Genomic DNA, 25,189 nt, shown 5'->3' with positions numbered 1-25,189 from the left:
CCCGTTGTCTATTCATCACTATCTAAATCAATTTCACTCAAGTTCAAAGATAAGCTTGCACTTTTAACCTCGGTTTCTTTAGCTTTTGTCTGAGCAGCATCCTCAATTTTTAATCCCTTTGGCACTTCTGGATCTTCTTTGATAGCTTTGGTAAGTTCAGTCGCTGATTGAGTAAAATCCGTTCCTGCTTGTATTACATCTATTGGGACTTGAGAAACTTGTAAAATAAAGTCAGCAGATTCTTGTCCCTTCTGTAGTTTGCTAAATATTCCCCATTTAAGATTAGGCTGAGGGTTGAAAACTTCATAAGCTCTCTCACCCACAACTCTAAAATTACGTAAAGCATTGCCTACTTTAGCTGATTGACCTGCTAGATATTCAATAGCATTAAGGATTACATCACTCATACTTGTAAAACTGCTGATCACGTTTGCGCCTGCCTGATAAATGCGGCTAGCTTTTGTCCATGCAGCGCTTAAAGTAGCGTAATTTTCTGCTCCAAGAATACCTTGCAGTACACTGCTGATAGCACCACCAAGCAAAGTATTTAAATCTAATGCGTTGCCGTTTTCGTCTTTAATGCCTATCAGTGTTAATCCGTTTCCAATTGCCTGTAACAACGTTTGGGCGAGATTGTTACTCAACATTCCAGCATTGTGAACGGTAGTGATAAATATCAAAACATTAAGAACTCTATCTAACTGCAACCACTTAAACCCTCTTCCCAGAAAACCCGATATCCCACCGGGAACCTGATCACCCAACCTTGCTAATATTGTTTGTTGCCCAGTAAGCAATGCAGCATTCGCCCCAGTGTTGATGGCATCTAAAATATTTGCTGAGTTCGTGTTGTTGTTGTTGGTGATATCTGCTGCATTGTCTTTTAGTGCTTTGTTCATGCAGCCCCCTGGTTGAGTGGTTCGGCATGTCCCCGTCGCCGCCGCAGTTTCTATCTGCGGGATTGTTGGAATGCTGGGTCTAATTGCCGATGCTGCACGAGCAGGTATTAGAGGCAGTATTCCAAGTATTTGGTCGAGTTTTGGTAACGCTTCTTGATTCACCTTTGCTTGCTCTCCAAGCTTCGTATCAATTTTGGTGATTGTTGCTTTATTAGCATCAATTTCTTTTTTAGTTTGAGTTAAATCTGTTTTCAGCAATCCTAAAGATTCTCGATTTGTTCGCTGAAATTCTTCAAATCGTTGATCAGCCGTCATAGTACTCAGTCGTTCAAAGTCAGCTTGTCTTTTATCAAATTCCTTTGATAAATTTGATTGCTGTAAATCTCTAATTCCAAGCGCTTTGTTATTCTCTCTCTTAAATTCTTCAAAGCGTTCATCAGCCGTCATTGTGCTTAATCGTTCAAAATCAGCAAGTCTTTTATCAAACTCTTTTGATAAATTTGATTGTTGTAGTGGTGCAATTCCTGAATTTTTCTTAGCTTCATTTAATGCAGCATTAGCTGTACTATTTGCAGTTGCAACGGAACTTGCTAAATTTGAAACTCCATTAATAGCAGTACCGCCTAAAGTTAGTGCGGCAGCAAGCTGACCACTCAGACCAGCCACAACACCTTGCAGTGCAGAAACTGCAACTCGTGCCTCAGTTCTTGCAGCGCTGACAGCATTTGCGGTAATGGAAGCAGTGTCTACAGGTGGCGGTTGTAGGACTGGTTTCGTTGGCTTTATACTGGCTCTAACTGATGCTAGTTCTGCCTGTAGTTTAGAAACAGTAGCGCTAATCGCAGTCTGAAATCCATCATTAGCCTTTGAGCTAATTCGTGCTATGTTGGCGTTAATTTGTTGGATTTTAGAATCTAAATTAAACTTTGTTTGGCGAGTTTCATACAGTGCATCATTCGCCTGCTTTTGCGATTGAGATACTTTACTTTCAAGAATTGACCTACCTTGTCGTGTTTCATAGAGTGCATCATTTGCTTGCTTTTTTGCATCTGCTGCATTTTTAGCAATAGTTCCGGCTTGCTTATTTAATTGATAAAAATCCTTAGCATTAGCGCTTAATTCTTGCTCAATTTTCTGCATCTTGGCATCAAAGCTTTTGAGCTTTAATCCGTTGTTTATTGCTATCGTGTTTGTTTTTGTTAAGTCAACTCCTATTTGACTAATGTCATCAAAGGCTTGGCTAGTGACAAATTCTTGAAGCTTTACCAGCAGAACCAACCCAATTGCAGAGAAAATTCCAAGGATACCACCAACGCGAGAGGCTTTATCAAGTAGAGCGCTACCAGGAATATTTTTAAAGAGTGCAGCTTGTATTTTTTCTGATAGGTCAGTTGCTTTTTTTGTGGCATCCGCCACCTTCTTGGCATTAGCAGCAGTACCCTTGAGTGCCTTCATTCTTTTGGCGGCTTCCTTCGCGCCAGACTTAGACATAAATTGAGATGTTACACGCTTGATTCTCTTAGCCTCAAGTAACATCTTTCCTGGCTGACCATTAGCGTATTTAGAAAGTTTATAAGACCTGAGAGCGCTAGGGGATATCTGCTGGGAGACTACCATGATTTATTCATCTACAAAGAAATCAATAATTGCTGAGAAAATACCTTGTGATTGATTAGCTGTCTCACTGTGTTCAGTTGCGGCATCCAATAAATCTTTTAAATCATCGATAACAGATTTAAGAACTCCACCAAGTTCAAGAATGTCTGTTTCTGCCTTCTTTAGCCTTTTCAGGATTTGTGAAAGGTCAGCGTTACCATCACCTTGGTTGCCTTCACAACACTGCTGCTGCTTGCGTTCTAACTCTCGTATACGCTGATTTTGTGCATCAATTTTGCGGTTGAGTGCTGCTAATCCTTGGTCGATATCTTTACAAACTTCTGTCATTTATCGACCTACCTTATTAGCCATATTTTTTAGGCGATCGCCCGTTCCTTTGCACGGAACACAGCAATATCCTGGGTATTTATTGTGGGTGCATTTATGAGAACCGGACGGGCAATCCCCTAAACAATCGCTACAACCGCCACCACTAGCAGCCGCACCATTTAGCCAGTTATCTATCTCTGCTTGATTTTTTAAAGCAATAATTTGAGTAGGAATAGCCCCGTAGCTCTCTGATGCAATATTGATTCCGTTATCAGTTGGGTAAGAATACCCTCCCGAATATATTGGGTTGATTTTCCATCCGGGGAGTTGAGCGCAAGATAGAAAGTAGCTTGTTTCTCCTAATCCGGTTACTCCTTTCCACCCAAAGCATTTTTTTTGTAGCTCAGACATTTTTTATAATTAGCTAAATGCTTGTGTTGGTATTGCAGTTAAATTAATGTTTCGCCATTTTTGGTAAATAGCAATTCATCAAGATAGCCTTGGTAATAAAAGTTACTTACATTTCCTTGCTTGCCTACGGTAAGTACTAAGCTAGAGTTCAACCTAGCGTTTACCAAGGAGATAGCATCAAGCTCTTCATTTAGCCATAGACTAATAACACCATTTATCCGCTTAACCCCTACGTGATACCAAGTATTAATGGCTAATGTGGTATCACCATCAAGGCTTAACAAAGCCCCACTTGCACTAGAATTACGAATGTAGAAATTAAGCTTTCCGTTATTCAAGGCAAACTGCCAACTGAAAGGAATAGTGCTATTGTACCTATCTAGAATTGCTCTACTGCCACTTACAGATGTCGGATAAATCCATGCCTGAACTGCAAAATCATTCTGTTTTAAGTCAAAGTCACTTGATGCAGGGAATGTCAGAAAGCTAGCACCATCAAAATACAATGATGAGGTTTCAAGCTTTTTTTGAGTAGTGGAAGTAACAGGATTACCGCCTCTGGTCGCAGTTCTGCCAAAGCTGGAACTATCAATAATAGAAGTTCCGCCGTTAGTGCCCTCTCCGTGAAGTAAAAGCAAGGTCGTCGGCTGAACAACAGTAGTATCAGATAATAGTCCTGCCAACAAATTTTCTTTAGTAATCTTGTAGGTTTCACTCGTGGAAGGATTTTGAAGTAACAAAAAATCGCCATTTTCAGCGCTAGTTTTTGTAATTCCGATATCCTTAATCTGCTTGAGCATAACTTTCCATAACAATTGTGTTTGTTAGATAAATTTGACCATTTCTATCCTTGACGTAATCATCCCATCGAAAAATATCTAGCAGTTCGTATAACTGCTCATTGTTGTATCCAATAGGGGTGTTTTTTTCGTCAATAATAATGTTGCTGTTTTCATCCGTTAAGTAACCTTCAAAATTACTTAATGCTTGCAATACAAGAGCAACTACTAATTGTTCAGCACGATTATTTGTTTGGGGTGTTAGACCTATTGCTACTAAATCGGCTTTTTTGATGACCAATTCAGTAGCAGTCTGACTAGCATTAACACCAAATAATTGAGCAAGTGTTAGTGCTTGCATAATTAATAAAGATCGGGGTCGATTGTTCCTGCACCTTCAAGTACCCGGTCGATTTCTACTGAAATGGTATTTCGTAAATAGATGGCATTATCACGAGTGGTAATCGACGGACTAAAGCCATCCACAACCGCAACAGATTGATCAATATTGGTATCTTTGCCTTCGTCCGTTAGCGCTGCCTTGAACTTCAGCATGAGCGCTATCAGCAAAGATTCAGCAGTGTTATTAGCACCAGGGGTCAAACCCGTAGAAACTAAGTCGGCTTTGCTGATAGTTAAGGTGTCTGCGTCCTGGGTGGCGTTTGTTCCAAATACAGCGATAAGTGTTGGTTCCATGAAACGGATTTTTATGAGGTGAATAAATCCGTTGTACGCGCTAGCAAAATTTGTGTAAATGTTCCACTTTTATGTAGAAGTGGAACATTTACGGATGTCGCGTATCCTTTACTGGGAATAGGATTGAGCGAATATTTACTAATAGTGAATATTTAGGAAGTTCCACTTTCACCTGAATCAAAGGTAAAAGCGGAACATACGAAACTTATTTTTATATCCATGCCAAAGAATAACAGAAAGGGAAAAGCCTCGGTGCTGACAGATGGTGAATATTCAAAAATCAGGCGACAAATCAGAACCGAGAAGTACAGATTGCTTTTAGACCTAGCTTGGTTCACCGGCGAACGGTGGGGGGCCCTGGTTCAACTGAGGGTGAGCGATGTTTACGATCGCGCTGGACGACCCAAAGAAGACATCATTTTCCCGGCCATCATCCGAAAACACAGGCCAGACGGAACAGCCGAAACAACCGAAATCCCAGTACATCAAATTTTGAAGGAATCACTAGAGCGATACCAACCAGCAACAGATAGCGAGTGGCTCTTTCCCTCAAGATGTGGAACTAAGCCGATTTGTTGGAAAAATGCTTATAACATTTTGATGCGGGCATCAGATAACGCAGGATTTGAAGCTAAAGGAATCTCTACTCACAGTACCCGCCGGAGCATGGTCAACAAATTGCGAAAAAGTGGGATTGAAAAAGAAATCATTCGCACTTTCACCGGACACCGCGACAACAAAGGACTTGAACCTTATTTTGAAATTGACATGGACGAACGCCGGGGCGCGATCGCAACTCTATGAACGCCAAACTCCTATTTCTCCAAATCGAAATCTTCTTTGACCGCTTGCAGCAAGGGGAATACGACCATCCTCTGTATTTGGCTATGGCATTAGAAAACCTTGCAAGCCAAGCATGGGATGAAGTTGACCAGGTTTACCCCAATCTGTGACAAAGCAAGATGTGCCGGATAAGCTCAAACTAGTAGATGTTTATTCACAGAATTGCAACAACTGCGATCGCCTTGTAAGGTTGGCGATCGCTTTTTATTGGTCATTTGTCATTGGTCATTGGGGAATGGGGAATGGGGAGCAGGGAGCAGGGACTACTGATCACCTGGGGGCAAGTAACGAACTAAAGCTTTTTTCAGATCGGTCTTACGCCAGGTTTTTTCTGTTTCGGTAAGAGCGAATGCCAAAAGTTCTTTAGCTTCCTCAATTCTGCCAAGGTTCAGATCGACTTGGATTATTTTGCAAGCTTCAATTAACCCAACTAGGCGTGTTTCAAGGGTGTCGGGGATTATTCTGTCTAGACTCTCGAAAACGTCGTCATCGCTAAGATGTGGATTTTTAGTCATACTCTGAATCCGAATTCTTATAATATATTGCCTTGTAACACGCAATAGAGGTGATGAAAATGAGTAAAGGCGGGCCCACAAGTACCACTTGGAAGTCTGGATGGAACAGTGGGAAAACAACCACAATTCGCGTGCCCATTGCACTCAAAGACAACATTTCGATTTATGCTAAAGCGGTAGATTCCAAGCTGATAAATGATATCCCCGATCTCACAGGGGATTTTTTACAACAAAAAATTCTTGAGGTGATTGAACGCTACGTCGAATACAAGCGCCAAAATTATCACCCTAACCAGAACTCTAGGGAATTAGATACTAGTACCCGCGCCTGGGACGAGCTGCGGAAGTTCAAGATGATAATTGAAACGTCTTTCGACAAACTTGGCAGTACCAACGTTGAATGATGATGCCTGATGCTAAAGGATTTTTCCCATTCTTATAAACGTGGATTCCTTTGCACTTTGGGCATGGTGGGCGGCTGCTCATTTTTCCATCCTCGGATCAAGCTTTCAATCTCAAATGGTAATTTACCATCTGCGATCGCAATTTCCACATCCGCCTTTTTACACTTGGCCTTTGTACTATTCACACTTCCCAAATAAAGGCGGTTAATCTTCCTGCCCGTCATCCAACAGTACCGAAAATACCAATATTTATTACCAGACCGCTCAACCCAGTACTTCTCTATCCAGTGGGTATCGTGTTGGGGGGCAGATTTTAAGGTATCAGTTGAAACTTGCTCCCCAACACTTTTACACGGAGATTCCGAGTCTGAGTTTTGCCCCCCAACACTATGACTGTCTTCGGCAGCAGTATCAAGTTTGTTCCAGAATGGATCGTAAACGTAAGCAGGAGTATCAACCTTAGTAAAAGCTTCTAAATCAAACAGCGTAGGTTCTTTCATAATCAAACTAGTTATATGGTCGCTGCTCTTCATTTGAGGGCAGTTTTTTTATGCGATTATTCCCTAGTAATCCCGTGGGAGGTTACTAGGGAACCAAGAATTTAAAAGTTGCATGAATGCAGATAAATTAAGCGATTTATCTGCCCAATAACACTCACGTAAACAGCTAATTAACCATGCTTGAGAATCAGGAATTTTTTGATGTCCACCACGTTTGACAAAGTGCTTTAAAGCTAATCGGACATCTGAAATATCAAACTCAAGTAGATGTCTAGTTGCTCGTTTATTCGGATCGAAGTATATTTCATACTCAGCGCAAGCTATAAGTATCTCGTGTTGCCTTTCTAACTCTTCAAATTCGGCAGTTGTAAGAGTAATACTATTGCTGCTGCTGTTAACCCCCTGTTCGGCTGAGATACCATTTGAGGGCTGTGAATTGTAACTAGAGTTATGGTTATGTAACTTTTTTTCTCGCCGCTTTTTGGGTGGATTTAACCATGACAATGGTCTTACAAGTAACTTGGTTATCTTCCAAGAATATTGTTTAATTACTTGTAGAACACGAGATGATACCAGTATTTCAAATATCTTTTTAAGGTAATTGTGAGAGTATGGTTTACCTCTGGTCTTGGCTACCCAAGCATTAAATTCTGATAAATCTGGTTCAATTTCTGCTGCTATTTGCCCTTGCCTCATCAGCCACTGCCAAAGGATTTTAGCGGCGGGTGGAATATGGTGTTGATAACAGAATGCATCGTGTTCTTCCGTCCACGGAAGATTGTTTTTAAATGAATTTTCTGGCATACTACTATTAGTTTGTTTTCGGAAAGCCACCCATGATCGCTAAATCTCTGGTGGCTTTTTGATTTTTTTAAGTCAATTACGAATTACGAAAAATCATTAATAAACTTCCGCATCGCTGATTCTGTTTTTAGTCATCTGCGATCGCACTTCTCCCCCTGCCCCCTGCCCCCTGCCCCCTACAAGATCGATCGCAGTTTGGCTAATGCCTGTCGCGCTCTAGGTCACGAATCACTTTTTCTAAATACCAGTTATCCGACTGTCCTGGGTTTTTTCGCCGTTGCTGGAGCAAAAGTCTTTTGGCGGCTGGGACATCACCCTTGAGCAAGGTTAGTAAATCAGCTTGTAGGTATCTGTTTCTGGGGTCGGTGCGGTATGAGTGGGATTTGTTACCCTGTGGTTGGTTGAATGTAGATACAACAACTTGCCACTGGCGGCGAACCTGCTGCCATGCTGCTATTAGGGCGATTATGCCGTAGTAGAGAATGCAAAGGTTGAGCAGAAGGCTGATTAGAATGTACATAGGAAATTGAAAGTAGATGTTCAATTCCACGATGCGGGAAATAACCTGATTGAGACATCGGGAAATCCCGCATTTGTAATCTTCACAACCCCTTCACAAAGCAAAACCGCCCTTACCTGTAAAGGTAGGACGGTTTATTCAGGTTCTTCGGTAGTGTCCGAGGTTAAATCATAAATTTCTTGTTTAAGTGCTTGTACCTCTTCTTGGAAAACAGCTTCTAGTTTCTTGCTTTCATCTAGGCGCGTCTCAAGCCGTTGCTGATGTCCATGCACGTAGGATAGAAAAGTTTTTTCTATCAGTTCGAGACGCTCAAGGATTTTCCCAGGATTAGGGTTTCTGTGGCTATCTGTCCGAGCGGTATTTTCTCCTGTGCTATTAATCGCAGCATTTCCGATCTGGTTAGTCCCCTCAACTGGGCTATTTTGTCCATATTCTCCCAGTCGTTTTGACTCATTCTTACGTTGACTGTTTTTGCGTCGTCCGCCAATGTCTTGGGTCGTGCCATTCTTCGCTTTCACTAAAGTGTAGCTCCATTTTATCTTTACAAAATCTTTTTTGTATACACAAAACTGTTGACAGGTTATGTCTTTGCATTATACTAACATTAGATTAGTAAAGACAAAACTATTTTTAGCTCCCCCACGCCTAACCCTTTGCGTGGCATCACCGGAGCAAGCACCCACGCCATTGCATGAAGCCCCGGCGCGGAAACACCCTACAATCACCGAGAACTAAGCGCGGTAACGAGTTTACTGCGCGGTGATATTTTCATGTCTGCATACTTACAACTTTCGGAAAAACATGACAACCACAGTTTTAGAACTGCTTGAAAACCTGAAACACTACCCCGGTGCGACGGTGGTAACTATAACAACTGCTGTCGATGATCAGGAATTTGCGATCGTTGGCTTCAAATCTCTGGATGGCGACGTGAACATCATCATCGGCAGCAAGGCAGAGAAGGAGGAACAGGAGGAAATCTAAGGAAGAGGGTGTATTGAAAAGGCGATCGCCTACCGTCCGAGGAAGCAATCGCCAGCAAACTGAATTTAAGGAGATTGTACCAATTGTCAAAGCCAGTGGGATATTTTACCAGCTACAGCATAAACGACGGCTCCTTACTAGAATCCCTCCAGGAGGATTACGGGCCAACGTTTGAGAAAATGACCAAACGCGAAAAGCTGTTTTTGATTTCGGCGATTGCATCCCAATTGTGTGATCAAGCTCCAGGGCGCTGCCGGGATGAAATCTACGTAGTCGGCCATCAAATTAATAGCTCATTATCCGTGAGTGACCGAGAGGGATTAATCGAAGCGCTGATTAATCAAGTTCGTCACGGGCAAAGCCTAAAAGTCGTCACGGAGGTATCGCCTATGAAATAAACCCCACCAACTACAACACCCCTGAATATATAAGGTTGCACCAGCGTGGCTGGCAAAGTTTACGCTGGTGTTTTTTTTGCACAATTGAGAGTTTGAAATTATGAGTTATCAAGACGAGCTTAGACCGTGGGCAATTTTTCGACGTTTGCCCACTGGTGGAAATTCATTAGTTTATAGATTTCGCACACGAACTGATGCCGATGCCTACACGAGCATTCTACGACAGGGCGGCGGGAACTTTGAGGTAGTTTACGACCTACCCCAACCGCAGGAAGTTAAAGGATAACTCAATTTATTTGCGATCGCGCTAGCAAATGAAGTGCGATCGCAATTAATCCCAACACTCAAACTGAGTACCCGTCAAAAATAGCACACCTTTCATGCATGAATCACTAAATCTTGATGATTTTAAGCATATTTTATACATCATCAGAGACAACCATAAAAAGCATTACTCTTTAACTCACAAAGAAATTCGGGTTTATTTGGACTGTATGCACAATTTGTGGTTGTCCGAAGAAATGTCATACATTCCTGACTCCTACTACCTGCCATCTATCAAGTTTCACCTTTATGCGATGTTGTGCAGAATTTCGCATGAAAAGCGGGCTTTCCTTGCTAGCGAATTACTCAAATTGCTTGTGCTACTAGAACAACCCAACCAGTCAAAACAACAAGATAACTTGACCGAGGAGACTGACCAAGAGCCAAAACAACAAAACCTAACTTCTGAGGAGCCAGATCCAGACGATATCCCTTTTGACGCTGCGACTAAAAGCAAAGTTGCTGAAAGTTTTTAGTCGCAGTTTTAGTAAAAATTGGAGGTTAACATGACCCAACCCATCGACCGGGGCAAACAAATTATTAAAGATGCCATCCGCTCAACCGAAACAGGAGAAATTGCAAGAATTCCAGTTGCTGATCAAGAAAATTTAGTTGTATTTGAGCAAGCATTGAGAGCGGCAGACGTTCAGAGAATGGTTATCCAAAAAGGGGTTAGCGTCGAATTTTATTTTCCAGAACCACCAGTTGAGCAAGCCAAAAAACACATGCTGACGGTGATTGAAAGTGCCGATTCTGAAGTGCGAGAAATTTTATTTCCTTACCTACAGGAGGATTATGCAGATGCAGAAATTGCGATCGCATCTCCCGAAGTTCAAGCAGCATTAGTTACTCGTGGAATGACGGCTTCATTGCAGCGAGTCGGCCCACAAAAACCAGAAATAGTGATTGCTAGTTATGACCAAGTAATCAACGGAGAATTGGACAGATTTTTAGAAGAACTTTAAACACGTTATGACAACACCAACGCCAAATAACGAAAATATCCCCGTTCCAGATCCAGCCTGGGATTATTACATTGAATGGCACAAATTAATTAGGGCTAAAGCTCAACTAGAAAAAGTAATTGAGTATATCTCGAAAGTTGAAGATTTCTCAGAAGACACTCAAGAAATACTCTTAGAAGATACAGCAAAAGTTATCGGCACTCTCCAAAGCATAACCGCCTGATGGATAATTTGCCCAAAGATGAATTTGACTTTATTAGTTTGCCCAGAAATGTGTGCATTTTGAATACTTTAGCTATGGGAGTAGCTATACAAATCCTTGCCAAAATCACGGGGGAAGAAATAAAAGCATGGAAATCCTATGTAGGAGCAAAAGCTAGTGAGCAGTACAGTCAATTATCTGCTGAAGAAATGCAGAAAATAATTAACGAACTTAAAAGCTTTACAGCGCCTGATGAGGCTACCTGACACAGTAGCCGAAACGGTGGAAATTACCCACCGTCGCGGGTTGTGTCCAAAGCAATCCGTCCCACTATTTCTAGGGAGTGGGGCGTTAAAACTAGATTGCACCCCACAAACTGGCGGTGTTGTTACTTTCAAGCGCACCTTCCCTAAAATTACCGGGTTAAACCCAGCGTTAAGAGTGAATCGCGCCCCTCTTTTGGTGGGGTGTTAGGGGATTCAAGCGTACAAACTGGGATTTTCAATTATTCGTGGTAGGAACACGAATTTTAAATAACCCCAATTAGCAAACAGAACCATGACAATTGAATCGATTAGATCCTTGGGAGTTGATGTTAGCAAGTCAAGCGTAACTTGTCATATTTTAACACAATACCCTGTAGGTGGATTGAAGACCTATTGGCAAAAAACTAGAACTAAAGCTAATACTTTATTCCCTAGTTTTTACTCTAGCCCCAATCCTAAAAGTAAGCAAAAATCAGCTTTTGATTTTGCTGATTATGTAATAGACAACAAACCTGATATAGCTATTCTTGAGCCAACAGGGAATCATTACTCAAGGCTTTGGGCGAGAATCCTAGAAAGCTTAGAAATTAAGATTCTTTGGGTTGGACATATTGAACTCCGACGCTATCGCGGCGGGAAGAACTTACCCAATAAATCTGACGAGGCTGATGCTTTAGCTATGGCTGCCTATGCTGTGGATCAGGAGAATTATTTAGAATCTGGTGAACTTAATCCACGCCAATTTTTAATGCACCGTCCACAGTTAATTGATGAACTGCGTGAATTAGTTCAGCAACTCGAACATCTTAACCGTGTTCAGTCACCGATTATTAACTACACTCGCCAAGCCCTGGCGTGGCAGTTCCCAGAAAAAGCCCACAGTAAAACTGTGAGTACCAAGTTGGGAAATGTTCCGCCGTTGTGGGGTTGGTTAGCCGAAAGGGAGTTAGAGGTATACCCGCGGAGTTACAAATCAATATCTAAGCAATATCTTAAATCGGCGGCGGTACAATTTGGGCTAAATATAGATCCGGCTGTCAGGCTTCATGCTAATTGGCTGTGTGACATCGACATCGAGGAGCAGCGACTAGAAACTAAACTCAAGTCGCTGGTCAATGATGAACAGTTCAAAACCTATAACGAAATTTTCGATCAGTTTAGTTTTGGGTTGAGAATTCGGGCCAGGCTGCTGAGTCGGATTTATCCGTTTGAAGCGTTTCTCAGCAACGGGAAACAGTTGATTGAGCGAGAAGTCAGGGAAGTCAAGAAAAAGCAAGTCACCCGTGAGAATGGTAAATCTGTAGTGAAATTCCTGGCGGGGGATGTGAAAAGGGTTAAGCGCAACCGTTCGCGTGATGCTTTTAAACTGAGACTGGGTATGGGAACGGTTCTTGAACAGTCTGGAGATAAGTTAGTTGAAAAAGGAGCCGGCAGCGCCCTTTGTCGGATGAACTTCTGGCAGCACGTGATCACCAAAATTGAGGTTGACGGGCGGCTGCCTGATAATCCCATCGGTAACGAGATTGCTGTTTACAAAGAAACACTCAAAAAAAATGTTGATGGTTCAGGTAAACAGCTGCTTAACGGTAAGCACTTGCAAAATAAGCTGATGTCTAAGGTTGCCAACCTTCTATTTCGGGAATTGTCGAGAGCGATTGCGATCGCGCAGCCAACACCAGAGGCGAACGTAAAATGAGTGAACAAATGACGGGGCCCTGTTTGACGATGACGACGATGACGAGTATGACAATCAAGGGAACTTAGAATTTTACGGTGAGTGCCCTAGATGTGCTGATGGTCAAATGTTTGTAGACCCAGAGAATGGTGAAGAACTAATTGCTTTTTGCATTGAGTGCGGGTATGTGAAGGATTTGGAAGAAATTCATTAATTCGCTAAACCCCTACAGCAATAATGTAGGGGTTTTAAAATCCCTCAATAGTTTAGAGTGAAAGTAATATGCTCAAAATAAGCTTATGGACGCTGTTACAACCACGTTACCTTCTACACTCAAATTGAAAATCGATTTAACTGACGAGCAATTTTTCCAGATGTGTCAGAAAAACCGCGATTATCGATTTGAGCGTACAGCATCAGGGGAATTATTAATTATGCCACCTACAGGTAGTGATACTGGCAGACGTAATGTTAAGATTACCACTCAATTAGATATTTGGAATTCAGAAAGTAATTTAGGCGAAGTTTTTGATTCTTCAACTGGCTTCACTCTACCTAATGGTGCAGAACGTTCTCCCGATGCTTCTTGGGTGAAAATTGAGCGGTGGAACGCTTTAACCCCAGCACAACAAGAAAAATTTGCCCCTATTTGTCCTGATTTTGTAATAGAGTTGCGTTCTCGCACTGATTCTTTGAAAGAATTGCAGGAAAAAATGCAGGAATATATTGAAAATGGCGCTCAACTAGGATGGTTAATTGACCGAAAAAACCAGCGAGTAGAAATTTATCGTCCAGGTAAAGATGTAGAGATATTAGACAATCCTGCTAGTTTATCAGGAGAAAATGTTTTACCTGGATTTGTGTTGGATTTACAGTATATTATGTAGCTTTATCGATTCGGATATACATGGCGCATCTCAAAGCGACTTTGTTCCCAAAGTGGTATCAAAGCCTGTTTAGCAGCATTTAATTGAGCTTGCGAGAAAGAAATTTTACCATTTTCTATAATCCAAATAAATGTCCTAGTTATTAAGTCTGCATTGAAACTATTCTCGTATTCACAATTATTTATTCTGGCTACTTGCTTATCTAAGCAGTCAATAGCATGTTTAAAAGTCAAGTTTTTCCAGTCTGTGATGTTGTTGAAAATTTCTTCTTGCGTATTTTTCCACTCAATCCGACGCAGATTTCCTATAATATAGTCTATGCCTGTGATGGAAGAATCAGTATTACGCACCAAATTTGTATAGGCTTGGTAATATGCTTTCAACACAGAAGCAGCAATATTTTCTATATATATATGTAGCCAAGATTGGATGTCACGAAGATAAGGTGCTAAATCTCTAATATTATCAATTTCTGGAATCAACGTGCGATCGCTTGTATGGTTTGTTATTCTTGCTAGTAATTCGGCTTCAGATATCTGAGACTTTTGTGAGTAATAATTAATAACTTTGGGAATATATTTCTCTAATAACCACTGCTTAGTATATCTAGCCGTCCAAGTTCCCCGGACTCCAATATCTTGCTGCCATGAGGTAACTCTATTTGGATCAATTGATTGTAAATTAACATCATTCAACTCATAAAATATATGAATTTGGTTGTTAGATAATAACAAGGAATCTATATCAATTTTAGGAAATATAAATGTATGATCGCGGATTCCGCGACTCACCCGAATTGACATATTATGTCTATAAAACAGATGCCATTCTGACTTGCCTTTAGTATAATCAAAGTCATTAGCAAACTGCTGCATTAAATTCCATAATTCCTGGCTTACGGAAAAAAGGATAAAACCTCGACTCTCTGAGAACTTGGCGAATTCAAAATTCCATGTTTCTAAAGCATTTTCAAATTCGATGATTAAATTTTTATATTCTTGACAAACTCCATCAATACATAAACATAATTCTACTGCTTCTATATCTGATAAAATTAGAGTTGTTTGGCCTAAATATACCTCAAAAGTATCTTTATCTAACTGTTTAAAAAACCGACGACATCCCCAATCTGGTTGAGTGTGCAATCCAGTCATTAATTGACCTAAAATATCTTGATGATTTAAGGAAATTTTTAGACCTCTGAAAATAATACTGCTGAACTCTATTTTACAATTACCCTCTGCAAAAGCCTTGGGTAAATTACATGCGATCGCTACTTTCTTTCTCACAACAACTAAGCGGTAGCCTTCTCTGGTAGAACAAGGCTCAAAATCACATTTTTCTAAAACATCCTGTAAATTAGGATATTGTCTGATTAATCTTTCTATTAAGTTAGATTTATTATCAGTTAAAAAGCTTGCCGTATTCTTATTGAGCTTTTTAACGAAATTAAAGTTTAGTTTATTATAAAAATCTAATGCAATGTCATGATTTTTTAGCGCATCTATATTTATGTCAAATATTGGCTTTTGATTACAATATGAGCCTTGAAAAACCTTTATTTCATATCCGTTAGTAATTATAAAAAATAAAGGATTAAAATACTCACTGTAAAATTTAGCTTGTTCAAAAGTATCATTTAATTTATTTTTCTGCGGTTCTCTAATTTTAATAAAAATAAGTGAAGTATCTGGATTTTGTTGCTCAAGCTCATTTGTAGCATAATAAATCTGAACATTTTCTGAAGTTCTACCGTGGTCTCCTAATTTAGATATTTTTAAATGGTGTTCACGATAACATTTCTCTGGGTAACAGAGATGTTGAAACATTGGCAAAATAAACTTTTCTTTTACATCATCTTCATTCTGTAAAAGATGATGGTCAAAACCTTGTATCCATCTGATAAATTTTTTAATTGGCTCTGGAATAATCATCAGATAACCTACCTGCTATTATAAATTTGCTCTGGCTTATTTTGTCTGTGTAATTAGCAATTTATCAAGTCAGGTTAGATAGGATAGTGATTTTAAATACCATAATGAAAGCAAAGAGAATTTTCTACTACATAAACTTACTTTAGCTATGCGGAAAACACGATAAACAAACCCACGTTCGCCTTTAGCGTTCCCGCAGGCTAGTGGGTAAAATCTCGTATAACCAAAACTTTTAGTAGCTAAATTAGACTTTTGAAGCGATCTATTAAGAGAGAAGCCAGGCGCGAACAGTCCTGTCTCCTTAATAAAAAACCACTAATTAAGCAAAGACAAGAATTTGCGAATTAACCCAACTGTGACTGCCGGTACTTCCAACTGTGGCGTTAACCCCACATTTTCCAATTGTTGAAAAAATCGGATGGCTTGGGGATTCATTTCGGCAAGGCGGCGACCAATTGATGGCCCTGTAAATTCTGACTTTTGCCCCCAAATAATCGCAGTAGGCGTGGTCAACTGTTGAATGTAAAGAGATAAATCAAAGCATAAATCGCCACGGACAAATGACAGTGCTGCATACTCAGCATTCGGCTGCTGGGCGGATTGTAAATAAGCATCTACAATTTCTTCATATACTCGATTAGACTGAGCAAATTGCCGTTGTTCTAAAAAGCTGCGAATACCGCCACTGGTAGCTACTCCAGTACTGTAAATTAAACGGTCAACAACGGGAACGCTGACTAACTGAGCAAAAAAACTACGTGAGTAGTTTTCGCCAAAGTCTGAAAGTCCAGCAGGGGTGGTGAGAATTAAAGACTTGAATAAATCAGGATTAGCTGCTGCTACCCGAATTGTAAAGGCTGCGGTCAAAGAAGAAGCGATCGCAGTTACTGGCCCAGTACAAGTTTGCTCGAAAAACTCCCGAATCGTGGTCAAATAATCGTCAATATTATAATTCCGTACTGGATGCTCAGACCTACCCCAGCCAATTAAATCGGGCGCAATGACTCGATATTCAGCAGCAAAAGCTGGAGAAACTTTCGACCACTCATAAGCAGAAGATCCACCACCAAAGCCGTGCAGAAACACCAAAGTTTCCCGATCGTCTTTGGCAGTTATATTGTCCCGCCAAGGCGAGCCAGAGGCAGTATAGTATACCATTCTACCTAGTGAGGTATTTATGGAGCGTTGGTCAAATCCTACTGGTTGAAACATAAGTATTTTTTGTTGACTGTAGTAATTAATTTCATAAATAACAGAATAGACCTGTGAATGTAGGGATACTGAGAGAGGATTTGATCGTTGCTTTGCCTTACCTTATATGCACCAGGCGACTAGAAGTCGCGGCTACACGAGACAAAACCTGCCTTCGCAGGTTGAAAAGCCTTGGTTTTGTGTTAGTCCGCGCAGGCGGACTTCGTTTGTATAGCCGCGATTTCTAATCGCTAGGGCTAGGTGCAAGATGTGAGTTACCGCGTCTTCTTTGGTCATTCCGAATACTTACTTATTTAGTTCGAACTCCTCACTCACTTTTATTATCAGCGAACCAACCACTCTAGGACTTCTCGCCACCGTTAGATTAAGTAGATATAAAATTACTGGATTCCTTGTAAAGATTTAGGAAGTTTTTTTGACAAAAAAAGTAACTTAACGTTGTCAAAAATGCCACTATTCAAATAAGTTCCAAAGTAAGATTTTTATCAATAGGTCTATTAGACCTCTTGCAAAAGTCAAAAAATCAAGAATGTCATGCTGAACGGAACGCAGTGGAGAGAAGAATCTCACTACTCTGTTTAGCCCCGCTCAATATGAAAATTTAAGCATTTACGCAAGAGGTCTATTGTATTACTCAAAATTAGACTAACATAACTGAGTGTTCGTAGTTTACCGCCGTAGGCATCGCTAGCTTGTCAAAGACTCATGACTAAAGTAACATCTCAAGAAATTGCACAGTTTCGTTCTCAATTGGCTGATGATCCCAACGATATGGAAGCGTTAGATTTGATTGAAGACTGTGATGGAGATTTAGAAGATGCGGCGATGACACTAGCTATCCGAGCCGGACAACAACCAGAAAGAGCAAATTCCGAGTGGTTAGATGCCTTAGCTAGAAAATGGCGTGTGGTTATTTGCGAACAAGAATATCGGGAAGATTTGCTTAATACATCACCTCAAAAGATGATGGAACATCTAAAAGCAATGCCGACATTTCCGAGGATTTTGGCAGCGCCAGTTTTGATATATGTCCTCAAGCAAGGCGTGAATAACTTTTGCGAGCCACTAGATTCGCTCAAGTGATCAGCCGATGTATATTTAACTTGGCTTAACTTGTGCGATGCCTGCGGCGGGCTACGCCTACGCAGTTTGCCGTTGAATTTAATACACACCTAATCCCCAACTCCTTCCTTACAATGGAAGGAGAGTAAGAATTAAAGCTTTTGCAAATTCCTATAGAGATGCAATTAATCGTGTCTCTCCAAACCAATACAAGATTGATTCGACCAAGACTGATACGCTGTTAATCAAGGCAAAACTTCTATTAGACAAATTGTAAATTCAATGAATTACCTTGTTGCCGTATTACCAGACCGCATTCAAGCCGAAGCTGCTTACTTAGCTTTAGAAGAAGAAGGCATAAACAGCACTATCCTGGGAAAAGGGTATAAAACGGCTGACGAGTTTGGCTTAATTGACCCCAAAGACCAAGCCAAAAAGCAAGCACAACTGATGGCAACCTGGCTAATCCCATTTGGCTTTTTTGCAGGTTTTACATTCAGCCTGATCACTGGTTTAGATACTTTTGCGTGGGCGGGTGAAATTGGCAATCACATCATTGGCGGACTTCTAGGTGCTGCTAGTGGTGCTATGGGTGGTGTATTTGTGGGTGGCGGAGTCGGTTTACTCGTAGGTAGTGGTGATGCTTTACCTTACCGCAACCGCTTAGATGCAGGTAAATATTTAGTTGCTGTGCAAGGTTCTGAAACTCTCACTCGGCAAGCAACCCGAATATTACGCCAGTTTGATCCAGAAAATATCCAAGGTTATGCTGACACAGGTAACGTGTAATAAATAAATCCCAGCTTACACATTACAACACAGAGGCTTGAGCTATCTCCTTGTTCTTTGGAAGTGGCGCAAGCCGTAATTGTAAGAAATAAATCAGAAGCAGAGAGGCTTTTGGAGATCAAGGTTCCTGATCATTGCTTAAGATAGTCTTGAAGAAAGGAATAGGGCACTGATAAATGACAAGTGACAAATGACAAATGACTAATTCATAATTTTTAAGAATGTTGCCACGAGAAGAACTTTTAAAAGGTGTTGAAAATCGAGATAGTGTAGCTCGTGTAATCGACCAAGCAGAACAAGCCATCAAAACTTGGGAAGTAGTTTTGACTGATTTTCTGTCTCCCCCAGAATTGGCGGAAATTCAACGGGTGTTTAACCGATTAACAGAAGTGCAAGTAGTTGCATGGGGCGGATATCCCCAAGCTGAACGTCAAAGAATAGCGATCGCTCGTTCGGAACTTCCCTTAGATCAATCTCAAGTTAGCCTTGTCGCGGTGGAAATAGCTGGTAATTTCTTATTTGATACCGCCTCTCACCGCGACTTTTTAGGCGCAATGTTAGGAACGGGAATTGTTCGTGAAAAGACGGGAGATATTATAGTTTTGGGAGAACGAGGGGCGCAGGCGATCGTCGCACCAGAGTTAGTGGAATTTTTGGAAATGAGTCTGAAACAGGTGCGATCGGTTCCTGTGAAGACTCAGCGAATTGAGGTAACTGAATTAAAAGTTCGGGAACCTAAGAAAAAAGAACTAACTACTGTGGAGGCTTCTTTGCGGTTAGATGCGATCGCATCTGCTGGTTTTGGTATGTCCCGCAGCAAAATGGTTGATTTTATTGATGCTGGTGATGTCCGCGTTAATTGGAAGGAAGTTACACAAGCTAGTTCTCAAGTCAAATCAGGCGACTTAATCGCCATTCGCTCTAAAGGGCGTTTAGAAGTTGGTGAAATCGCCGTTACAAAAAAAGACCGTTACCGAGTTCAATTAACAAGGTATATGTAATTAAGTTAGGAGTTAAGAGTGAGGAGTCAGGAGTTTTAAATTCACCAGTTTTTTTAATTTTAAACTCAAAACTCCTAATACCAATTTGAAAAAACAATGCGACAGATGGGTAGGGGCACAACAATGTTGTGCCCCTACGAATAATTGACGCGTCGCAAACTACATATTTAGGCTTTAAAGTGTTTTGCTAACATATTCAACAGAAGTTTTCGTGGTACAAGCCGAGATAATTTGCTTCTAATTTGAGTGGTAGTATCAGAACTAATAACGGTTGGATAGCCTCTTTCTAAAGCGTCTAAACACTCCCAAACAACTTTTTCACAAGAATACACTTTATCTGTACTACTTGCCAGCGCTGGAGGAAAATTAGCTTCTGCAAAAAAGTTTGTTTCTATTGGCCCTGGACAAGTGACTAAAATACGGACACCATATTGACGGTTTTCTGCCCATAGCGCTTCACTAAAGCTGAGAATAAAAGCTTTACTGGCAGCATAAACAGAAAGGTATGGTATCGGTTGAAATGCCGTAATAGAGGATACGTTAATAATACTTCCAGAGCGACGTTGCCGCATCAATGGTAAAAATTTATGGGTTAAATCCACTAACGCTAAAATATTTAATTGTACGATTTTAATTTGTCTTTCTCCATCTCCTTCAGCAAAGTCGCCGTAGTAACCAAAACCAGCATTATTGATTAATACGTCAATGCTTAATCCCTTTGCTTTAGTGGCATCAAATATAGCAGTAGCTGCATTTGATTCGGTAAGGTCTTTGATGATAACGTCTACTTGAATTTTGTGTTTTTCTTGTAGTTCTTTAGCTAATTGGTTTAGTTTCTGTTCCGAACGAGCTACGAGTACAAGATTTGTCTTGCGTGCAGCTAGTTCCTGAGCAAAAGCTTTACCAATACCACTAGAAGCACCAGTAATTAAAGCAGTTGGCATTCTACATATTCAGATAGTTTTTAAGCACCCTATAAATTCTAGCTATGCTGGCTATAGTTTTTAACTACCTAAAGTGATATACCCAAAAGAGTAAAAACAGTACTTAGACGACGTTTGAAAAGTCCTCCCGTGGGTATCAAAAGTTCTACATTCCTCTAAATTCCCCGATAAATTAGGTGACTTTGATTCCAGTTCGCCTCTTTTTAAGCTACAGTGTGTACACAAGTCATAAAATCCTTCGCTGGTAAGATACAAGCTTTAATAGGCAAGGTTCTGACTTAAGGAAGTTGATTATCAATAATCTGACATTATTGATATAGATATAATGGAAATCAAGGATTTTATAAATAGTTTTCCGTTCTTTTCTGTCTATTTGATTCCCACTTTAACTTCTGCATATAAGGTAGTTTTTCTAAGGGGATTAGGTATGAGACGAAAGTGCCTACAGTCACAGCGAAACACTTTTAAAACAAGCTCTTAGTACTAAAGTCTGAGTGTAGGAAGCCTCCAATTAAAACTTGTCCTTTCATCCCCTAAGACCCTAAGACTGAACTCTCGGAAGCGATGTGAATTCTCCAACCACACCGATATGAGAAATTCTTAAATCTTCTTCATCTATATATCGAATAGATGAGTCGATTTTTTCTGGTAATTCACCGTCTTTGCACGACCACTCAAATATGAATTTAGAGTCTAAGTGTTTGAGTCCAGAAAATATCTGCTTCCATTGGCTTCGCCGAATTCGATTTCCCCATCTTGATTGTAATTCTTTCGAGTAGGCTTTTGGTTGATAAACAAAGAAATCAAACGGTCTTTCAATTAAGTTTTTGTGATCTAGTAAGTGAATCAGATGAAACATAAAGCCATCTTCAGAAAGACCACTTACGAGATTTTCTAGAAGTGGCACAACATCACCAACTGACACATGTTATAACACAGATTTAGAGAAGATGAAATCTATTCTTTTTATGGGCAATAGGATCTTTCCTGACAGATAAGAAACTAGGGCGTTAGGTTAGCATAAGATGTAGCAATGTATAAAAATAATAATTTTTCGATGACAATTTCAAATAAATTTGAATTGCTGATTACCATTTTTCAGACCAATAGATAATTTCTGAGGCGGAACTATTAATTGCAACGCCGTAACTATCTCCGTGATTCCACTTAAACCCAGGTCTACCTTTATCGTCTGTATTTAGTACCAATATTTCATAATTCGCTGGAAAAGATTCTGTAGGAGAGTCGCTAGTGTAGAAAAAAGTTGTCGGGACACCGTTAGGCTGATTTATGTGGTCGTTTGTGTTACCACCTATATATTTGTGCTTTGCACTACTTCTGTATTGTGAGAGTAATTTTCCTATCTTGTCTGGTGGCTGTTTCATTCTTATTTGAAAGAAACTACTTCCTTGCAAAAATTCAGGAGAGTAAGCAACACGAACGCCTTTAGCATCATTGGGAATATCATTAGGAAAATGTTTTACTTGATCATTATCAGACCATAGTTGATTACGAATTTCTTTGTAGCGTGATATATCAGTTACTATTTTGGGTTCGCTGGTACTGCTAAAAGTTGTTCTTATAAAAAAGCTACCCCCGACAATACTAAGACTAGCAAGGGCTAATAGAAATTGCGATCGCTTTATCATCGAGTTGGGTGTGCCTAACCTTTAGAATGATATACCCAACTAATAAACCAAATTAGTACTATTGCGGAGATGACATTGGAGATATTAACAAAAACTTTGTCTATTTAGGGCAAATTCGGAGTAATTGTAAAATTTTTGTGAAGCTGCTCAATGATTACCTAGTCAAAAACCGTAGGTTATCCTCATCGAGACTAGTACTACTAGCGTAGCTAAAGAAATCAACACCGCAGCCATCTATTTTTTTCAATTCTTCCTGATACAGCAACAACTAAGGCGGATATATAAATAGTAGATGCACCTTAATTAAATCACAGCCCTTCAGCTTTTAGTTGGGGGCTTTTTTTCTTGCTGATATTTTTAGTTTTGAAATAAAATAATTTCTTTAAAAGCCTAATATTCCCGGATATGGTAATCAATAGAGTGGATTAATAAATAGTAGATGCACCCTAATAAATTACAGCCCTCAGCTTTTAGTTGGGGGCTTTTTTATTGCTGATATTTCTAATTTTGGAATAAAATTAATTTCTTTAAAAGTTTAATTTTCCCGGATATGGTAATTAATAAAGTGGATTAATAAATAGTAGATGCACCCTAATAAATTACAGCCCACAACTAAAAGCTGAGGGCTTTTCTTATTTAAATATAGATGGCAGCAAACCGGGAGCTAACCATACTGCGTAACCAAGAAATCCAAACATCAAGGTAATCAAGACAGTAATGCCGTAGCTGATGCAAATTAATAAACCGTCAGATTCGATAGTGGCAACAGTCAAAAGCAAAATACCTATAGTAGGGATAGGATTTGTAAACGGAATTGGTAATATCAGTAATACTGTTAACAAAGAAATACAAAACCCATTAATTCGCAAGATCAAAGGATTATGGGCTATTTTGGCAAATCGAGGACGAGCAATTTTCTCTAAAACTTTGGTAAGATGCCCCAAATTTTGCAAAAGTAACTGGGCAAAGCGGCGAGGAAATTTGTAGTTAGCGATTCTTTTCGGTAGCCAAGGCGATCGCCTCCCTAAAAGCATTTGCGTTGACAACAGTAAACAAGCACCACCAAAAGGGCCAGTTAATCCCGGTGGCATAGGAAATAAAAAGGGCAAGACTAATAACGTAATTACCAAACTGAACCCTCGTTCTGAAGTTTGCGCCAGAACATCACCTAGAGTAAGCGGTTGTTCAGCTAGGCGTTGCAACAGGGACTTTATATCTTGAGAAAATCTCAGGTGCATTTGACGTGAGTTGATGCGAGTTCCCACATTTTTCGCAGAGGGAGATGACGAGAAAAACTCCTAACTCCTAACTCCTGATTTATGGGGTACTAAAACAGCTATAGCTTTAGATATAACCCGAAAATGAGCAGGAGTGTAAGTAGTAATTTCACCATCTGTATTAATAGGACGCGGTTTGCGAGTATATACTTTTATTTCTTGACCTTGAAGAGAACGTACACCCTGCCAATGTATATGTCGCCCTTGCCGCATGGCAGGGAGCAGAAGTATAATCTGCCACCAGTGTTTTATCTCCAAGCTGTAGAGGTCTAGCCTTTGATCATCTATTGTGGCATCGTCAGCCACAGCCATACCACCACCGTAATAACGCCCGTTACCCACAGCAATTTGCACTGTTTTTACGCGAACTGATTCACCATTGATCGCAATCTCCGCAGTAAAAGGTCTAGCTTCCCAAGTCACTTTCAATGCAGTGGCGGCATAAGCAAATATTCCCCAACGACGTTTGACTTCTTTAGTAAGTCGCTGGGTAATTTTTACACTTAATCCCAGACTAGCAACGTTAAAAAAGTGCTTGCCGTTTACCCAACCTAAATCGATGCGGTGTAAATTTCCATCTGCAATAATTTTGCAAGCTTCGCTAAGGGAATTCGGGATTTCCAAAGTCCTTGCTAGGTCGTTGGCAGTTCCTAAAGGCAAGATTCCCAAAGGTAACTGAGTATCAACTAAAGCATCTACTGCTGCATTGAGAGTGCCATCCCCTCCACCAATGATTACTAGGTCAACTTGATGCTGATAGCGAAATATAACTTCAGCCAGATGTTTCGGGTCTTCTGTAGACTCCTCAATTAAATCAAAGCCGAGTCTCTTTAGATATTCAATCGCTTCCGACAGACCCTTTTGCCCCTGGCGGGCATGACGATTTACTAACAGCAGTGCGCGGGAACTCATGGGTAGTACCTTTTGTAGTTGATATGTCCAATTATCCGCATCTATGTATTCTGCTTTAAGTTGACTACAAAAAAAGTGTTTAATTTGTTATGCTATTCATCAATAATTCATTTTATAAATGCTTATTATGTTGTAGCCAATAATTTTTAATTTATATTTTATCTAGTTGATCTCTACTCGTCCTTGGTGTGTTGATACTCAGTAAATAAAATTTTTATTCACTGAATGACTGGATTGAGGTATTGTTCTTTACAAGAAAGATATTTATGCCAATATATTATTATAATAAGCCAATAGCCAGGAAATAATACCAAACAAAGGAAGATTTTTCATTTTTAGTAAATAAATATAATATATTTCGTAAATTAAATTTAGACAAATACTATTAATAGCAGAAATGTTGAATCCTGA

Annotated in this window: 35 protein-coding genes; 16 read left to right on the top strand and 19 right to left on the bottom strand. The window is 40.1% G+C overall.

The genetic code is table 11. The annotated features are described in order from the left end of the window. Positions 1-8: 8 nt before the first annotated feature. From VB732_RS08190 to VB732_RS08165, 6 genes are read right to left on the bottom strand one after another with little or no spacing between them, the layout of a single operon-like run. Positions 9-2,516, bottom strand: coding sequence for a hypothetical protein (locus tag VB732_RS08190; protein ID WP_323230315.1), 2,508 nt, complete (start codon positions 2,514-2,516; stop codon positions 9-11). Positions 2,517-2,519: 3 nt separating this feature from the next. Continuing rightward, positions 2,520-2,843, bottom strand: a complete 324-nt coding sequence (locus VB732_RS08185) for a hypothetical protein (protein ID WP_323230314.1) — start codon at positions 2,841-2,843, stop codon at positions 2,520-2,522. Continuing rightward, on the bottom strand, positions 2,844-3,236 hold the full coding sequence (locus VB732_RS08180) for a hypothetical protein (protein ID WP_323230313.1): 393 nt from the start codon (positions 3,234-3,236) through the stop codon (positions 2,844-2,846). It lies immediately after the preceding gene. Between the two features lie 38 nt (positions 3,237-3,274). Beyond that, complete coding sequence (locus VB732_RS08175; protein WP_323230312.1) at positions 3,275-4,036, bottom strand: LamG domain-containing protein; 762 nt, start codon at positions 4,034-4,036, stop codon at positions 3,275-3,277. After that, positions 4,020-4,376 (bottom strand): hypothetical protein, encoded by a 357-nt coding sequence (locus VB732_RS08170; protein ID WP_323230311.1) that lies wholly within the window; start codon positions 4,374-4,376, stop codon positions 4,020-4,022. Before VB732_RS08170 ends, VB732_RS08175 begins: the two co-directional genes overlap by 17 nt. A gap of 2 nt (positions 4,377-4,378) precedes the next feature. Then, entirely contained in the window at positions 4,379-4,711 is a 333-nt protein-coding gene (locus VB732_RS08165) for a hypothetical protein (protein ID WP_323230310.1), read from the bottom strand. 219 nt (positions 4,712-4,930) lie between these two features. Between VB732_RS08165 and VB732_RS08160 the strand changes: the two genes are divergently transcribed. Both VB732_RS08160 and VB732_RS08155 read left to right on the top strand, forming a co-directional pair. Further along, complete coding sequence (locus VB732_RS08160; RefSeq protein ID WP_323230309.1) at positions 4,931-5,515, top strand: tyrosine-type recombinase/integrase; 585 nt, start codon at positions 4,931-4,933, stop codon at positions 5,513-5,515. Then, positions 5,512-5,664 (top strand): hypothetical protein, encoded by a 153-nt coding sequence (locus VB732_RS08155; RefSeq protein WP_323230308.1) that lies wholly within the window; start codon positions 5,512-5,514, stop codon positions 5,662-5,664. The genes VB732_RS08160 and VB732_RS08155 overlap by 4 nt, the downstream gene beginning before the upstream one ends. A 153-nt stretch (positions 5,665-5,817) precedes the next feature. Here the strand turns inward: VB732_RS08155 and VB732_RS08150 are convergent, their stop codons facing one another. Next, complete coding sequence (locus VB732_RS08150; protein ID WP_323230307.1) at positions 5,818-6,069, bottom strand: hypothetical protein; 252 nt, start codon at positions 6,067-6,069, stop codon at positions 5,818-5,820. 59 nt (positions 6,070-6,128) lie between these two features. Between VB732_RS08150 and VB732_RS08145 the strand changes: the two genes are divergently transcribed. Next, a complete protein-coding gene (locus VB732_RS08145) occupies positions 6,129-6,473 on the top strand; it encodes a hypothetical protein (protein ID WP_323230306.1) in 345 nt (114 codons plus the stop codon). Between the two features lie 32 nt (positions 6,474-6,505). Here VB732_RS08145 and VB732_RS08140 read toward each other — a convergent pair whose 3' ends face one another. The 4 genes from VB732_RS08140 to VB732_RS08125 all read right to left on the bottom strand — a co-directional run bounded on the left by VB732_RS08140 (position 6,506) and on the right by VB732_RS08125 (position 8,815). Beyond that, on the bottom strand, positions 6,506-6,973 hold the full coding sequence (locus VB732_RS08140) for a DUF4102 domain-containing protein (RefSeq protein ID WP_323230305.1): 468 nt from the start codon (positions 6,971-6,973) through the stop codon (positions 6,506-6,508). A gap of 63 nt (positions 6,974-7,036) precedes the next feature. After that, complete coding sequence (locus tag VB732_RS08135; RefSeq protein WP_323230304.1) at positions 7,037-7,777, bottom strand: hypothetical protein; 741 nt, start codon at positions 7,775-7,777, stop codon at positions 7,037-7,039. Positions 7,778-7,976: 199 nt separating this feature from the next. Further along, positions 7,977-8,297, bottom strand: coding sequence for a hypothetical protein (locus tag VB732_RS08130; protein ID WP_323230303.1), 321 nt, complete (start codon positions 8,295-8,297; stop codon positions 7,977-7,979). Positions 8,298-8,431: 134 nt separating this feature from the next. Next, a complete protein-coding gene (locus VB732_RS08125; protein WP_323230302.1) occupies positions 8,432-8,815 on the bottom strand; it encodes a hypothetical protein in 384 nt (127 codons plus the stop codon). Between the two features lie 283 nt (positions 8,816-9,098). Here VB732_RS08125 and VB732_RS08120 point away from each other — a divergent pair, with 283 nt between their 5' ends. The 10 genes from VB732_RS08120 to VB732_RS08075 all read left to right on the top strand — a co-directional run bounded on the left by VB732_RS08120 (position 9,099) and on the right by VB732_RS08075 (position 13,998). Next, positions 9,099-9,281, top strand: a complete 183-nt coding sequence (locus VB732_RS08120) for a hypothetical protein (protein WP_323230301.1) — start codon at positions 9,099-9,101, stop codon at positions 9,279-9,281. Positions 9,282-9,364: 83 nt separating this feature from the next. Next, on the top strand, positions 9,365-9,679 hold the full coding sequence (locus tag VB732_RS08115; RefSeq protein ID WP_323230300.1) for a hypothetical protein: 315 nt from the start codon (positions 9,365-9,367) through the stop codon (positions 9,677-9,679). A gap of 100 nt (positions 9,680-9,779) precedes the next feature. Then, positions 9,780-9,965: a hypothetical protein gene (locus VB732_RS08110; RefSeq protein WP_323230299.1), complete on the top strand. Its 186-nt coding sequence runs from the start codon at positions 9,780-9,782 to the stop codon at positions 9,963-9,965. A gap of 94 nt (positions 9,966-10,059) precedes the next feature. Continuing rightward, positions 10,060-10,479, top strand: a complete 420-nt coding sequence (locus VB732_RS08105) for a hypothetical protein (protein WP_323230298.1) — start codon at positions 10,060-10,062, stop codon at positions 10,477-10,479. A gap of 30 nt (positions 10,480-10,509) precedes the next feature. Further along, on the top strand, positions 10,510-10,968 hold the full coding sequence (locus VB732_RS08100) for a hypothetical protein (protein ID WP_323230296.1): 459 nt from the start codon (positions 10,510-10,512) through the stop codon (positions 10,966-10,968). A gap of 7 nt (positions 10,969-10,975) precedes the next feature. Further along, positions 10,976-11,191: a hypothetical protein gene (locus VB732_RS08095; RefSeq protein ID WP_323230295.1), complete on the top strand. Its 216-nt coding sequence runs from the start codon at positions 10,976-10,978 to the stop codon at positions 11,189-11,191. Then, positions 11,191-11,436, top strand: coding sequence for a hypothetical protein (locus VB732_RS08090; RefSeq protein ID WP_323230294.1), 246 nt, complete (start codon positions 11,191-11,193; stop codon positions 11,434-11,436). Before VB732_RS08095 ends, VB732_RS08090 begins: the two co-directional genes overlap by 1 nt. After that, positions 11,423-11,644 (top strand): hypothetical protein, encoded by a 222-nt coding sequence (locus VB732_RS08085; RefSeq protein ID WP_323230293.1) that lies wholly within the window; start codon positions 11,423-11,425, stop codon positions 11,642-11,644. The genes VB732_RS08090 and VB732_RS08085 overlap by 14 nt, the downstream gene beginning before the upstream one ends. An 84-nt stretch (positions 11,645-11,728) precedes the next feature. Further along, the gene (locus VB732_RS08080) at positions 11,729-13,132 is read left to right on the top strand and encodes a transposase (protein WP_323230292.1); all 1,404 of its coding nucleotides are present in this window, start codon (positions 11,729-11,731) and stop codon (positions 13,130-13,132) included. A gap of 278 nt (positions 13,133-13,410) precedes the next feature. After that, positions 13,411-13,998 (top strand): Uma2 family endonuclease, encoded by a 588-nt coding sequence (locus VB732_RS08075; RefSeq protein ID WP_323230291.1) that lies wholly within the window; start codon positions 13,411-13,413, stop codon positions 13,996-13,998. A gap of 2 nt (positions 13,999-14,000) precedes the next feature. Here VB732_RS08075 and VB732_RS08070 read toward each other — a convergent pair whose 3' ends face one another. The 3 genes from VB732_RS08070 to VB732_RS08060 all read right to left on the bottom strand — a co-directional run bounded on the left by VB732_RS08070 (position 14,001) and on the right by VB732_RS08060 (position 17,420). Further along, positions 14,001-15,932: a hypothetical protein gene (locus VB732_RS08070; protein WP_323230290.1), complete on the bottom strand. Its 1,932-nt coding sequence runs from the start codon at positions 15,930-15,932 to the stop codon at positions 14,001-14,003. Positions 15,933-16,247: 315 nt separating this feature from the next. After that, positions 16,248-17,144 carry an alpha/beta hydrolase gene (locus tag VB732_RS08065; protein ID WP_323230289.1) on the bottom strand — a complete coding sequence of 299 codons (897 nt, stop codon included), beginning with the start codon at positions 17,142-17,144 and terminating at the stop codon, positions 16,248-16,250. A gap of 132 nt (positions 17,145-17,276) precedes the next feature. Continuing rightward, entirely contained in the window at positions 17,277-17,420 is a 144-nt protein-coding gene (locus VB732_RS08060; protein ID WP_323230288.1) for a hypothetical protein, read from the bottom strand. Positions 17,421-17,849: 429 nt separating this feature from the next. Between VB732_RS08060 and VB732_RS08055 the strand changes: the two genes are divergently transcribed. The 3 genes from VB732_RS08055 (at position 17,850) to VB732_RS08045 (ending at position 19,996) form a co-directional block, all read left to right on the top strand. Beyond that, positions 17,850-18,227, top strand: a complete 378-nt coding sequence (locus VB732_RS08055; protein ID WP_323230287.1) for a hypothetical protein — start codon at positions 17,850-17,852, stop codon at positions 18,225-18,227. Between the two features lie 261 nt (positions 18,228-18,488). Continuing rightward, positions 18,489-18,995, top strand: a complete 507-nt coding sequence (locus VB732_RS08050) for a hypothetical protein (RefSeq protein ID WP_323230286.1) — start codon at positions 18,489-18,491, stop codon at positions 18,993-18,995. A 221-nt stretch (positions 18,996-19,216) separates the two neighbouring features. Further along, the gene (locus VB732_RS08045; RefSeq protein WP_323230284.1) at positions 19,217-19,996 is read left to right on the top strand and encodes a photosystem II S4 domain protein; all 780 of its coding nucleotides are present in this window, start codon (positions 19,217-19,219) and stop codon (positions 19,994-19,996) included. Between the two features lie 167 nt (positions 19,997-20,163). On the opposite strand, the gene VB732_RS08040 is transcribed toward VB732_RS08045, so the two are convergent. The 5 genes from VB732_RS08040 to VB732_RS08020 form a co-directional block, all read right to left on the bottom strand. Next, a complete protein-coding gene (locus VB732_RS08040) occupies positions 20,164-20,940 on the bottom strand; it encodes an SDR family oxidoreductase (RefSeq protein WP_323230283.1) in 777 nt (258 codons plus the stop codon). A gap of 541 nt (positions 20,941-21,481) precedes the next feature. Beyond that, positions 21,482-21,799, bottom strand: a complete 318-nt coding sequence (locus VB732_RS08035; RefSeq protein WP_323230282.1) for a hypothetical protein — start codon at positions 21,797-21,799, stop codon at positions 21,482-21,484. 229 nt (positions 21,800-22,028) lie between these two features. Further along, a complete protein-coding gene (locus tag VB732_RS08030) occupies positions 22,029-22,589 on the bottom strand; it encodes a hypothetical protein (protein ID WP_323230281.1) in 561 nt (186 codons plus the stop codon). Positions 22,590-23,221: 632 nt separating this feature from the next. Beyond that, on the bottom strand, positions 23,222-23,827 hold the full coding sequence (locus tag VB732_RS08025; RefSeq protein WP_323230441.1) for an exopolysaccharide biosynthesis protein: 606 nt from the start codon (positions 23,825-23,827) through the stop codon (positions 23,222-23,224). A 60-nt stretch (positions 23,828-23,887) separates the two neighbouring features. Then, positions 23,888-24,778 (bottom strand): lipid kinase, encoded by an 891-nt coding sequence (locus tag VB732_RS08020; protein ID WP_323230279.1) that lies wholly within the window; start codon positions 24,776-24,778, stop codon positions 23,888-23,890. Between the last annotated feature and the right edge of the window lie 411 nt (positions 24,779-25,189).

It is taken from the genome of Nostoc sp. UHCC 0252 (assembly GCF_034931145.1).
In the GTDB taxonomy this organism is placed as follows: Bacteria; Cyanobacteriota; Cyanobacteriia; order Cyanobacteriales; family Nostocaceae; genus Nostoc.
This window is presented reverse-complemented; position numbering and strand designations above follow the sequence as displayed.

Excerpts from the sequence above, each read along its gene's own strand:
- VB732_RS08190 (WP_323230315.1), bottom strand. The coding sequence starts at position 2,516 with ATGGTAGTCTCCCAGCAGATATCCCCTAGCGCTCTCAGGTCTTATAAA.
- VB732_RS08185 (WP_323230314.1), bottom strand. The coding sequence starts at position 2,843 with ATGACAGAAGTTTGTAAAGATATCGACCAAGGATTAGCAGCACTCAAC.
- VB732_RS08180 (WP_323230313.1), bottom strand. The coding sequence starts at position 3,236 with ATGTCTGAGCTACAAAAAAAATGCTTTGGGTGGAAAGGAGTAACCGGA.
- VB732_RS08175 (WP_323230312.1), bottom strand. The coding sequence starts at position 4,036 with ATGCTCAAGCAGATTAAGGATATCGGAATTACAAAAACTAGCGCTGAA.
- VB732_RS08170 (WP_323230311.1), bottom strand. The coding sequence starts at position 4,376 with ATGCAAGCACTAACACTTGCTCAATTATTTGGTGTTAATGCTAGTCAG.
- VB732_RS08165 (WP_323230310.1), bottom strand. The coding sequence starts at position 4,711 with ATGGAACCAACACTTATCGCTGTATTTGGAACAAACGCCACCCAGGAC.
- VB732_RS08160 (WP_323230309.1), top strand. The coding sequence starts at position 4,931 with ATGCCAAAGAATAACAGAAAGGGAAAAGCCTCGGTGCTGACAGATGGT.
- VB732_RS08155 (WP_323230308.1), top strand. The coding sequence starts at position 5,512 with ATGAACGCCAAACTCCTATTTCTCCAAATCGAAATCTTCTTTGACCGC.
- VB732_RS08150 (WP_323230307.1), bottom strand. The coding sequence starts at position 6,069 with ATGACTAAAAATCCACATCTTAGCGATGACGACGTTTTCGAGAGTCTA.
- VB732_RS08145 (WP_323230306.1), top strand. The coding sequence starts at position 6,129 with ATGAGTAAAGGCGGGCCCACAAGTACCACTTGGAAGTCTGGATGGAAC.
- VB732_RS08140 (WP_323230305.1), bottom strand. The coding sequence starts at position 6,973 with ATGAAAGAACCTACGCTGTTTGATTTAGAAGCTTTTACTAAGGTTGAT.
- VB732_RS08135 (WP_323230304.1), bottom strand. The coding sequence starts at position 7,777 with ATGCCAGAAAATTCATTTAAAAACAATCTTCCGTGGACGGAAGAACAC.
- VB732_RS08130 (WP_323230303.1), bottom strand. The coding sequence starts at position 8,297 with ATGTACATTCTAATCAGCCTTCTGCTCAACCTTTGCATTCTCTACTAC.
- VB732_RS08120 (WP_323230301.1), top strand. The coding sequence starts at position 9,099 with ATGACAACCACAGTTTTAGAACTGCTTGAAAACCTGAAACACTACCCC.
- VB732_RS08110 (WP_323230299.1), top strand. The coding sequence starts at position 9,780 with ATGAGTTATCAAGACGAGCTTAGACCGTGGGCAATTTTTCGACGTTTG.
- VB732_RS08105 (WP_323230298.1), top strand. The coding sequence starts at position 10,060 with ATGCATGAATCACTAAATCTTGATGATTTTAAGCATATTTTATACATC.
- VB732_RS08100 (WP_323230296.1), top strand. The coding sequence starts at position 10,510 with ATGACCCAACCCATCGACCGGGGCAAACAAATTATTAAAGATGCCATC.
- VB732_RS08095 (WP_323230295.1), top strand. The coding sequence starts at position 10,976 with ATGACAACACCAACGCCAAATAACGAAAATATCCCCGTTCCAGATCCA.
- VB732_RS08090 (WP_323230294.1), top strand. The coding sequence starts at position 11,191 with ATGGATAATTTGCCCAAAGATGAATTTGACTTTATTAGTTTGCCCAGA.
- VB732_RS08085 (WP_323230293.1), top strand. The coding sequence starts at position 11,423 with ATGAGGCTACCTGACACAGTAGCCGAAACGGTGGAAATTACCCACCGT.
- VB732_RS08080 (WP_323230292.1), top strand. The coding sequence starts at position 11,729 with ATGACAATTGAATCGATTAGATCCTTGGGAGTTGATGTTAGCAAGTCA.
- VB732_RS08075 (WP_323230291.1), top strand. The coding sequence starts at position 13,411 with ATGGACGCTGTTACAACCACGTTACCTTCTACACTCAAATTGAAAATC.
- VB732_RS08070 (WP_323230290.1), bottom strand. The coding sequence starts at position 15,932 with ATGATTATTCCAGAGCCAATTAAAAAATTTATCAGATGGATACAAGGT.
- VB732_RS08065 (WP_323230289.1), bottom strand. The coding sequence starts at position 17,144 with ATGTTTCAACCAGTAGGATTTGACCAACGCTCCATAAATACCTCACTA.
- VB732_RS08060 (WP_323230288.1), bottom strand. The coding sequence starts at position 17,420 with ATGACCAAAGAAGACGCGGTAACTCACATCTTGCACCTAGCCCTAGCG.
- VB732_RS08055 (WP_323230287.1), top strand. The coding sequence starts at position 17,850 with ATGACTAAAGTAACATCTCAAGAAATTGCACAGTTTCGTTCTCAATTG.
- VB732_RS08050 (WP_323230286.1), top strand. The coding sequence starts at position 18,489 with ATGAATTACCTTGTTGCCGTATTACCAGACCGCATTCAAGCCGAAGCT.
- VB732_RS08045 (WP_323230284.1), top strand. The coding sequence starts at position 19,217 with ATGTTGCCACGAGAAGAACTTTTAAAAGGTGTTGAAAATCGAGATAGT.
- VB732_RS08040 (WP_323230283.1), bottom strand. The coding sequence starts at position 20,940 with ATGCCAACTGCTTTAATTACTGGTGCTTCTAGTGGTATTGGTAAAGCT.
- VB732_RS08035 (WP_323230282.1), bottom strand. The coding sequence starts at position 21,799 with ATGTTTCATCTGATTCACTTACTAGATCACAAAAACTTAATTGAAAGA.
- VB732_RS08030 (WP_323230281.1), bottom strand. The coding sequence starts at position 22,589 with ATGATAAAGCGATCGCAATTTCTATTAGCCCTTGCTAGTCTTAGTATT.
- VB732_RS08025 (WP_323230441.1), bottom strand. The coding sequence starts at position 23,827 with ATGCACCTGAGATTTTCTCAAGATATAAAGTCCCTGTTGCAACGCCTA.
- VB732_RS08020 (WP_323230279.1), bottom strand. The coding sequence starts at position 24,778 with ATGAGTTCCCGCGCACTGCTGTTAGTAAATCGTCATGCCCGCCAGGGG.